The 8,914-nt window shown below is 40.3% G+C and carries 6 protein-coding genes; 2 read left to right on the top strand and 4 right to left on the bottom strand.

Going from position 1 to position 8,914, the window contains the following annotated elements; translation table 11 throughout:
• Positions 1 to 23 precede the first annotated feature (23 nt).
• The 4 genes from plsX to ESP02_RS03295 form a co-directional block, all read right to left on the bottom strand.
• Complete coding sequence (gene plsX / locus ESP02_RS03280; protein WP_002290467.1) at positions 24 to 1,025, bottom strand: phosphate acyltransferase PlsX; 1,002 nt, start codon at positions 1,023 to 1,025, stop codon at positions 24 to 26.
• A gap of 48 nt (positions 1,026 to 1,073) precedes the next feature.
• A complete protein-coding gene (gene recG, locus ESP02_RS03285; RefSeq protein ID WP_002336161.1) occupies positions 1,074 to 3,110 on the bottom strand; it encodes an ATP-dependent DNA helicase RecG in 2,037 nt (678 codons plus the stop codon).
• Positions 3,111 to 3,227: 117 nt separating this feature from the next.
• Positions 3,228 to 4,910, bottom strand: a complete 1,683-nt coding sequence (locus ESP02_RS03290; RefSeq protein ID WP_002290465.1) for a DAK2 domain-containing protein — start codon at positions 4,908 to 4,910, stop codon at positions 3,228 to 3,230.
• 51 nt (positions 4,911 to 4,961) lie between these two features.
• Positions 4,962 to 5,324, bottom strand: coding sequence for an Asp23/Gls24 family envelope stress response protein (locus ESP02_RS03295; protein ID WP_002290464.1), 363 nt, complete (start codon positions 5,322 to 5,324; stop codon positions 4,962 to 4,964).
• A gap of 269 nt (positions 5,325 to 5,593) precedes the next feature.
• On the opposite strand from ESP02_RS03295, the gene rpmB reads away from it, so the two are divergent.
• The gene (gene rpmB / locus ESP02_RS03305) at positions 5,594 to 5,782 is read left to right on the top strand and encodes a 50S ribosomal protein L28 (RefSeq protein ID WP_002290463.1); all 189 of its coding nucleotides are present in this window, start codon (positions 5,594 to 5,596) and stop codon (positions 5,780 to 5,782) included.
• Between the two features lie 238 nt (positions 5,783 to 6,020).
• Positions 6,021 to 8,690 (top strand): YfhO family protein, encoded by a 2,670-nt coding sequence (locus tag ESP02_RS03310; RefSeq protein ID WP_002372503.1) that lies wholly within the window; start codon positions 6,021 to 6,023, stop codon positions 8,688 to 8,690.
• Positions 8,691 to 8,914 lie beyond the last annotated feature (224 nt).

Below are 8,914 nucleotides of genomic sequence, written 5' to 3' on the forward strand. Positions count from 1 at the left end.
GGATTGCCTCAGCTATCTGAATATTATTCTTCGCTTTTTTCAAATTGTTCGACTAACTGTCCTACTACATTTGTTTCAAGCATCGTGTGGATTTGGCGGATCGTATAGCGGACAGCATCAGGACCTGTTGCTCCGTGGGTTTTAATGACTGGTGCTTTCAAGCCAAACAAAACAGCTCCGCCATGTTTGGAATAATCCATTTCAGATTTTAAAGAACGCAAGCCGTCTTTTAAAAGCATGGCGCCCATTTTCCCTTTGATCCCTTCGTTTAGAATAGCGGATTTTAATAGATCCATCATATTCATTGCCGTTCCTTCAATGGATTTCAAAACAGCATTGCCTGTAAATCCATCTGTGACTACTACGTCAGCCACCCCATTGAGCAACTCGCGCGCTTCTACATTTCCAATGAAATTCAAACTGGTTTCATTCTGAAGAAGTTCATAGGCTTTTTTCGTCACTTCACTACCTTTTGTGGCTTCCGTTCCGTTGTTTAAAAGAGCAACGCGGGGACGTCCGATCCCTCGGACTTTACGTGCATAGAAAGAACCTAAAATACCGTATTGCAACAAATGTTCTGGTTTGTTTTCTGCGTTAGCGCCAAGATCCAGCATATCGAAACCGGCACCTTCTTTTCCTACTACTGGCAAGGTAGACATCAAGCCAGGGCGTTCGATATTTTTGATACGTCCTACGATGAACAAACCCGCTGCTAGCAGCGCACCTGTATTCCCTGCTGAAAATATAGCATCCGCTTCGCCGTTTTTCACTGCTTGTGCAGCAAGGACCATTGAAGCAGTCTTTTTCCGTCGGATTGCTTTTACTGGCTCATCATCACTATTGATTTTTTCGTCTGTATGGATAATCGTGATGTTTTTTTCATTTGTTAAGTATTTCTTGATTTCTGCTTCTTTTCCGTAAAGTAAGAATTCTACTTCTGGAAAATCTTGCTGCGCTAAAGCCACGCCTTCTACAATTGCTTGAGGTGCGTGATCTCCGCCCATTGCATCTACGGCAATTTTCATTGTTCCCACTCCTTTTTCCATCATCATTATAAAGTATAGCATAGTCTGCTAATCGAAATAACGATTATCCTGATTTTCTATCTGGAGGCTTTGTGCTAGAGGCTGATACTCAGGCAGCATCTGCCAATTCTTTATCTGCCAAAGAGCTGCAGCCTCTTCTCTGGCTACCTCCAAAACATTTCCATCCGTCACCAAGTCAGCAATCGCAAATTGAGGTAAACCAGATTGTCGGAAGCCGAATACTTCACCGGGACCGCGTAATTCCAAATCTTTTTCACTTAGTACAAAACCATTGGTGGTCTCTGTCATGATTTTCATCCGTTCCACGCCTAGTTCATTTTTGGGATTAGCAACTAAGATACAGTAGGAAGCATCACTTCCGCGTCCAACACGTCCACGAAGCTGATGCAGCTGTGCCAAACCAAATCGATCCGCATCCATAATCAGCATGACGGTTGCGTTTGGCACATTTACCCCTACTTCTATTACCGTAGTAGAAACTAATATCTGCATCTGGTTATCTTTGAAAGCTTCCATGATCACTTCTTTTTCCTGATTCTTCATTTTACCATGTAACAAGCCAACTTCATATTTTGGTGCAAATAGTTCACGAAGTTTTTCATAGATTTCCACTGCGTTTTTTACGTCTAATGCTTCTGATTCTTCGATCAGTGGACAGATGACATACATTTGATGTCCCCTTGCCAGTTCTTTCCTTGTCCAATCCAGTACACTGTCTAATTGAGGTGTTCTTACCCAGCGTGTTTCAATAGGGATACGTCCAGCTGGAAGTTCATCAATGATCGATACATCCATTTCACCGTACGCTGTGATAGCTAGCGTTCTAGGGATCGGAGTGGCTGTCATAAACAAGACATCAGGTCGCCAGCCTTTTTCACGAAGGACTTTCCGCTGATTCACACCAAAACGGTGCTGTTCATCCGTAATAACTAGTCCTAAATTCTGAAATTCAACTCCATCTTGGATCAATGCATGTGTACCGATCACGACGTTGATTTCTCCTCGTTCTAGTTTTTCAAGGAGTTCACGTCGTTCTTTTGTTTTCGTTGACCCTGTAAGCAATGCGACCGTTACTTCATTGGGATCAAACAGCTGTTGCAAACTTTCCATGTGCTGTTGTGCCAAGATTTCGGTAGGCACCATCAACGCACCTTGGAACCCCGCTGTAACGGTGGCATATAATGCGATTGCGGCAACTACTGTTTTTCCGCTACCTACATCTCCCTGCAAAAGTCGCTGCATATGTTGAGGACTGCGAAGATCCCGACAGATTTCATTCGTTACCCTTTTTTGGGCATTTGTCAGTTCAAAAGGCAGCTTTTGAGTAAATTCTTTTAATTTTTGGACATCATAAAGGATCTCCAAGCCATTCGTTTCTGCTTTTTCTGCTTTTTTCAATCCTTGAAGACGCATTTGAAATAAAAAGAATTCTTCAAAAACGACACGTCGTTTGGCTTGGTGATTTTCTTCGTGATTTTTCGGAAAGTGCATACTTCTTACAGCGGAAGCTCGGTCAAGTAGTCGATATTTCTCCACAAGGTTGTTCGGCAGGTTTTCTTCGATCAATGTGCCGTATTCTTGAAACCCTTTTTTGATTAGATCAACTAATGTCGTTTGACGAATCGATTTATTGACGTGATATATCGGCGAAAAGTCATCCATTGTTTGAGAACCTAAAATCTTCATCCCGTTCAAGGCTTTACGCTTTGCATCCCATTTACCGTATACAGCGATTTCCTCCGATAAAATGACTTTTTCTTTTAGATAAGGTTGATTAAAAAAAGAAACGTTGAACACATCATGTTCTTGCATCATACGAAATTGCAATCGGCTTTTTTTATAACCAAATCGATTCATCACAGGAGGAGAGACTACGATTCCTTTCAAAGTAACCTTTTCTTGATCTTGGATCTCGTTTAGATTTCTTTCCTGAATATCTTCGTAGCGAAAAGGATAATAAGTCAGTAAGTCTTCAATCGTTTGGATGCCCAAGCTGGCAAGACTAGCTGCTCTTTTTTCTCCGACTCCTGCCAGCATAGTGATTGGATCATCTAAAGAACGCATATATTTTTTCCTCCCTCCTTTAAAAAAAAAAGGACTTGGTCAGTGATCATACCTGATCACTAACCGAAGGCCTTTTATGAATGAATACTGTGTTAGAAAGATATTCTGTCACAGGAATTATTCAGCAGAAAATAGATAAGGATAGACAGGCTGATCTCCTTGGTGGATCTCGATTTCCAAATCAGGATGTTTTTCTGTTAGTTTCTCAGCAAATTCATTTGCTTGTTCAACTGTTCCTTCATCACCTGCTAAGATCGTTACGATCTCTGTGTCCTCATTGATCATTTGTTCTAGTGTACTTAACGCTGTTGCTGTGATATCTGGGTTAGAGATCATGATTTTGCCATCGATCATGCCTAAAAAGTCGCCTTCTTTGATCTCTACACCGTCGATTGAGGTATCTCTGATTGCGTGAGTGACTTGACCACTTACGACGCTAGACAACATTTCTGTCATCGTTTCTTTGTTTTCTTCTAAAGAAGCTTGATCATTGAATGAAAGCATAGCCGTCAATCCTTGAGAAATCGTTCTTGAAGGAACAACTGCTACTGGGATATCTGCTACTTCTGCCGCTTGATCAGCTGCCATGAAGATGTTTTTGTTGTTCGGTAAGACAATCACTTTATCTGCGTTCACTTCTTGGATTGCTTTAACGATGTCTTCCGTACTTGGGTTCATTGTTTGCCCACCGCTGATAACATAATTAGCGCCTAAACTTTCAAACAGCTCTTGGACGCCTTTACCAGCAGCGATTGCTACGATACCATACGGGATACGTGGTGTTTCTTTTTTCGCAAACTCGTTCACTTCTTCATCGTGTTCCAAAATCGTCTCATGCTGCAAGCGCATGTTGTCGACTTTGATTTTGACTAATGAACCGAATTTTTGTCCATAGTTCAAGACTTCTCCTGGGTTTTCTGTATGCACGTGGACTTTGATGATCTCGTCATCATTGACCACAAGTAAAGAATCTCCAATACCATCTAAATAGTTACGGAATTCTTCGTAGTCGAACGTGCTATCAACAGTAGGTCCTTCACCGATTTTCACCATGATTTCTGTACAATAACCAAAATGGATATCTTCTGTCGCCATTTGTCCTTGGACACTGCGATGGTGCTCTGCATTGACCATATCATCCATTTCTGCTGGAGAAGGTTCATATGTTTCATCCGCTTGGAATTCTCCATTCAATGCGCTTAAAAAGCCCTCATAAACAAACAGCAATCCTTGTCCTCCACTGTCTACAACACCGACTTCTTTTAGGACTGGAAGCAAGTCTGGGGTTTTAGCTAAAGCACGTTTTGCTCCTTTTACAACAGCTGTCATCACTTCAACGACATCATCTGTACTCTTCGCTTTCTTTTCTCCAGCTTTTGCTGCTTCTCTAGCTACTGTCAAAATCGTTCCTTCTACTGGTTTCATTACTGCTTTATACGCAGTTTCAACACCATGAGTGAATGCTGCAGCAAGATCAGAAGCATTTAATGAGACAACATCTGGAATTTGCTTAGAAAATCCTCGGAACAATTGAGACAAAATAACGCCGGAATTTCCGCGCGCACCCATCAGCAATCCTTTTGAAAGCATTGCTGCTAATTCTCCTACTTTTTCTGAGGTTGAATCTACTACTGCCTTCGCTCCACTAGTCATAGATAGATTCATATTTGTTCCCGTATCGCCATCTGGCACAGGGAATACATTTAATGAATTGACGTATTCTGCATTTACTTGCAGACGATTCGCACCAGCCTGCACCATTTCCTGGAACTGGCTTGCACTTATTTCTGTTACACTCACCTAGATAATCCTCCTTCAGATCGACTGCTGAGTTATCAGCCAGTCTCCTGCCTAGTCTGGCAGTACACGAACACCTTGTACAAAGACATTAACTGAATTGGCAGCTACGCCTAATAATGCCTCTAGATTGTATTTCACTTTTTCTTGGACGTTGCGAGAAACTTCAGAGATTTTCGTACCATAGCTGATAATCGTATAAACATCTACAGCAATACCATTATCTTCTTGGCGGACAACTACTCCTCTTGAGTAATTTTCTTTACGCAAAATCTCAGTAATATTATCTTTAATTTGATTTTTGCTGGCCATTCCTACAACACCGAACACATCTGTCGCGGCGCCACCAACAACTGTTGCAATTACATCATTGGTAATTTCAATGGTTCCAGCTGACGTTTGAATTTTTACAGCCATGAATGAGCCTCCTTAACGGGTAAAATACTCCCATTTTTCTTCTATCATATTTTATCATAGCGCAACTTGAAATAAAAGGCAGTTACCCAAAGTACTCAAAAACCTTGCAAAATTTCAGGTATAACCCTGTTTAATTTACAATTATTCTTCACAAATGTCAATTGTATCCATGAAAATGTACTTGCAAATTTCCAATCTATATGATATGTTAGTCTGGTATGAGCTGAATTATTCTATTGCTCCAAATCAAGGCAAAGGAGGAAATTACCATGGCAAAAGTTTGTTACTTTACAGGTCGCAAGACAAAAAGTGGAAACAACCGTTCACACGCTATGAACTCAACAAAACGTACTGTTAAACCTAACTTACAAAAAGTTCGCGTTATGGTCGACGGAAAACCTAAAAAAGTTTGGGTGTCAACTCGTGCTTTGAAATCAGGAAAAGTTGAACGCGTTTAATTGAATGATACTTGGACCGTTCAGATAGTGAACGGTTTTTTATTTAATAAAAATTTTGGTGGGTGGAATTTTTGATTCCTCCCCTTTTTTTGTGTTTATTTTTGTTATACGAACAAATTGTGAAGTTATTTATTCCCAAATTTTATTTTTTTATGAAAACTAGACTCTTTTTAAGCAGAGAAAAACAAGGATATGATAAACTAAATACAACTTCATAGAAATTTGGTGGAAAATAAATATGAAAAAAAACTTAAAGTCATTCTTTAGAGAAAACGGACGCTACGCAGCAGCTAGTTTCCTGATTCCGTTTTTGATTTTAGCACTTGTTTATTTAAGTATCGGGATCTATCCCGGGAGCAGCAGAAGTATTTTGGCAAGTGATGCCTTTTCACAATTTTCTAATTTTCATGCAAGCTTCCGAAATGTCCTTCTTGGAAAGCAAAGTATTTTCTATACATGGAATGCTTCTCTGGGCTTGAATTATCTGTCTTTGATTTCTTATTATCTCGGCGGAATCTTCACGCCACTGGTTTTCTTCTTTCCAAACCAGATGATGCCAGATGCACTTTATGTTCTGACTTTGCTTAAAGTCGGCTGTGCCGGATTAGCTTTTTGGTTTCTTGCACGCACATTCAAGATTCCTCGCTGGGGGCATGTTGCACTTAGCGTCAGTTACGCATTGATCTCATTCATCACTGCACATTCGGAGATCATCATGTGGCTGGATGCATTTGTTTATCTTCCATTAGTGATTTTGGGGATTCATCGTGTCATGGATCTGAAACGGCCGAAACTTTTATTCATCAGCTATTTACTCTTGTTTCTATCCAGTTTTTATATGGGCTTTATGATTGGTGTCTTTTCTTTCTTATATTTTATTGCCCGTCTATTGACAAACTGGTCAGAATACAAAAAATCGATTGTTCCTTATGGGATCACTTCTTTACTGGCAGGCGGCGCTTCAATGATCATTGTATTACCAGCAGTACTGGATCTTCGGTCAAATGGCGAAGCATTGAGTCAAATCACTACGCTGAAAACAGAAGCGACTTCTTATCTGGATCTGATCATGAAAAACATGATTGGTGTTTATGACACCACAAAATACGGTTCGATTCCGTTCATTTATGTAGGTCTACTTCCGCTGGTCCTTTGCTTGTTTTATTTTGCCAGTCGGAAAGTACCGTTGAAAAATAAGTTTTTGTACGGTGGTCTTTTCGCCATACTTATTGCAAGTTTTTATCTTGTTCTATTGAATTTGTTTTGGCATGGTATGCATGCACCGAATATGTTTTTATTCCGTTATGCCTATCTGTTCTCTTTCTTAGTTCTCCTGCTTGCAGGAAAAGGATGGGAAAAGATAGAACAAGACGATCGTGGGCTGTTGTTAGGAATCATTTTGGTCGTAGCTGCTCTCTTTGCGGTGGCATGGGGCATCAAACCTGAAGGAAGCTACACCTATGTGACGATGACTTCCTTTGTATTGACAGTTGTTTTCTTAGGGATCTATGCTTTTGCTGTGGGATTTTATCAGCATAAAAAACTTTCCTTCAACCATCTAAGTATATTGTTGTTATTGATCATGTCTGCTGAGGCTCTAGTCAATACGAACAGCATGATCCATGGTATCCTTGATGATTGGAATTATGCTTCCCGCAGTTTGTATACGGATCCTTATCCTGACTTGAAAGCTCTTGTAAATGAAACAAAAGAAGATTCTGACTCGTTTTACCGCTTGGAAAATCTGGATCCGGTATCGCCAAACGATTCGATCAACTACGGTTATAGTGGCATCAGCTTGTTTTCTTCTATAAGAAATCGTAATTCTTCCTCTTATCTGGATACATTAGGGTTCCGTTCAAGAGGGACAAATTTGAATATCCGTTACAATAATAATACTTTGCTGATGGATGGCTTTACAGGAATCAAATACAACATTTCTAAGAACGAAAGCACGTTCAGCAAATATGGCTTCCGCCAAGCTGGTCAAAGCGGCGGCTATACACTGTATCAGAATGTCAATGCATTGCCACTGGCATTTACCGCACCGTTATCCGTTAATGATATTGAGCAGCCCGTAACAGATAATTTAACTAGTCAGACAAACTTGATCAATACATTATCTGGTCTAAATGAACAGTATTTTACATTCTATACGCCTACTTTGAAGAATCAGTTAAATACGACGATCACAAAAACAACGACTGGTGTGACTTATTCAGAGACGACAGATAATCAACCGAAAGAGCTCACATGGGAAGTCCATGTACCTGCAAATACACAAGCTTACTTAAGTTTGTTCCCAACCAATTTTGCACAATTAGAAAGTTCTAGTGCAACGATCACTGTCAATGGTACATCGAGGAAAACGCAAATCAATATTTCTGGACAATACTATGATCTTGGCTATTATCCCCAAGAGACAACGGTGACATTTACTGCAAGTTTTTATGGGACGAAAGAAGTAAGTTTCATGGAGCCGAAAGTCGTTGGTCTAGATGTTGTAGCCTATCAAGCCGCAATGAATCAGATCAAAGAAAAAGGTGTCAAAATGGAAGCCTCTGGCAGAAAAGCTTCTGGAACTGTAGATACCGCAGAAGATTCTATGTTGGTGACAACTATTCCTTACGACAAAGGATGGAAAGCCGAAATCGATGGGAAGCCAGTCAAAGTCAGCAACTTCAAAAACGCATTCTTGATGCTAAAAGTTCCAGCAGGTAAACACACGGTTACTTTCAGCTACTTGCCTGAAGGATTTATGATAGGTGCAATCCTTTTTGTACTATGTATTGCATTGTTTATTCTCTACGTCTGGTACCTTGACCGCAATCGCCCCTTTTATGGCACGATTGATCCAACAATAGAAGAAAAACCGCGAAACACACACAGAAGAAGACGAAGAAAATAAAGAAACGATGGAACCTGTTCAGACTGTCCTCATCAAGGGCAATCAAAACAACGTTCCATCGTTTTTTGGTTACAAAAAAGTAGTGTGGCAAAAAGAAGGTTCACTTATCCATGCTTCGTTCACAAGTTGTGATATTCATCAAACGCGAGAAGCTGTTTTTTGAAATTGCTCCTTGTGACTCAGAGCTAAATGACAGGATCACGACCTCTTTCTTAAACGGTGTT

Origin of the sequence: Enterococcus sp. NBRC 3427, from assembly GCF_007996925.1 — a bacterium.
GTDB classification, from domain to species: domain Bacteria; phylum Bacillota; class Bacilli; order Lactobacillales; family Enterococcaceae; genus Enterococcus_B; species Enterococcus_B lactis.

Excerpts from the sequence above, each read along its gene's own strand:
- plsX (WP_002290467.1), bottom strand. The coding sequence starts at position 1,025 with ATGAAAATTGCCGTAGATGCAATGGGCGGAGATCACGCACCTCAAGCA.
- recG (WP_002336161.1), bottom strand. The coding sequence starts at position 3,110 with ATGCGTTCTTTAGATGATCCAATCACTATGCTGGCAGGAGTCGGAGAA.
- ESP02_RS03295 (WP_002290464.1), bottom strand. The coding sequence starts at position 5,324 with ATGGCTGTAAAAATTCAAACGTCAGCTGGAACCATTGAAATTACCAAT.
- rpmB (WP_002290463.1), top strand. The coding sequence starts at position 5,594 with ATGGCAAAAGTTTGTTACTTTACAGGTCGCAAGACAAAAAGTGGAAAC.
- ESP02_RS03310 (WP_002372503.1), top strand. The coding sequence starts at position 6,021 with ATGAAAAAAAACTTAAAGTCATTCTTTAGAGAAAACGGACGCTACGCA.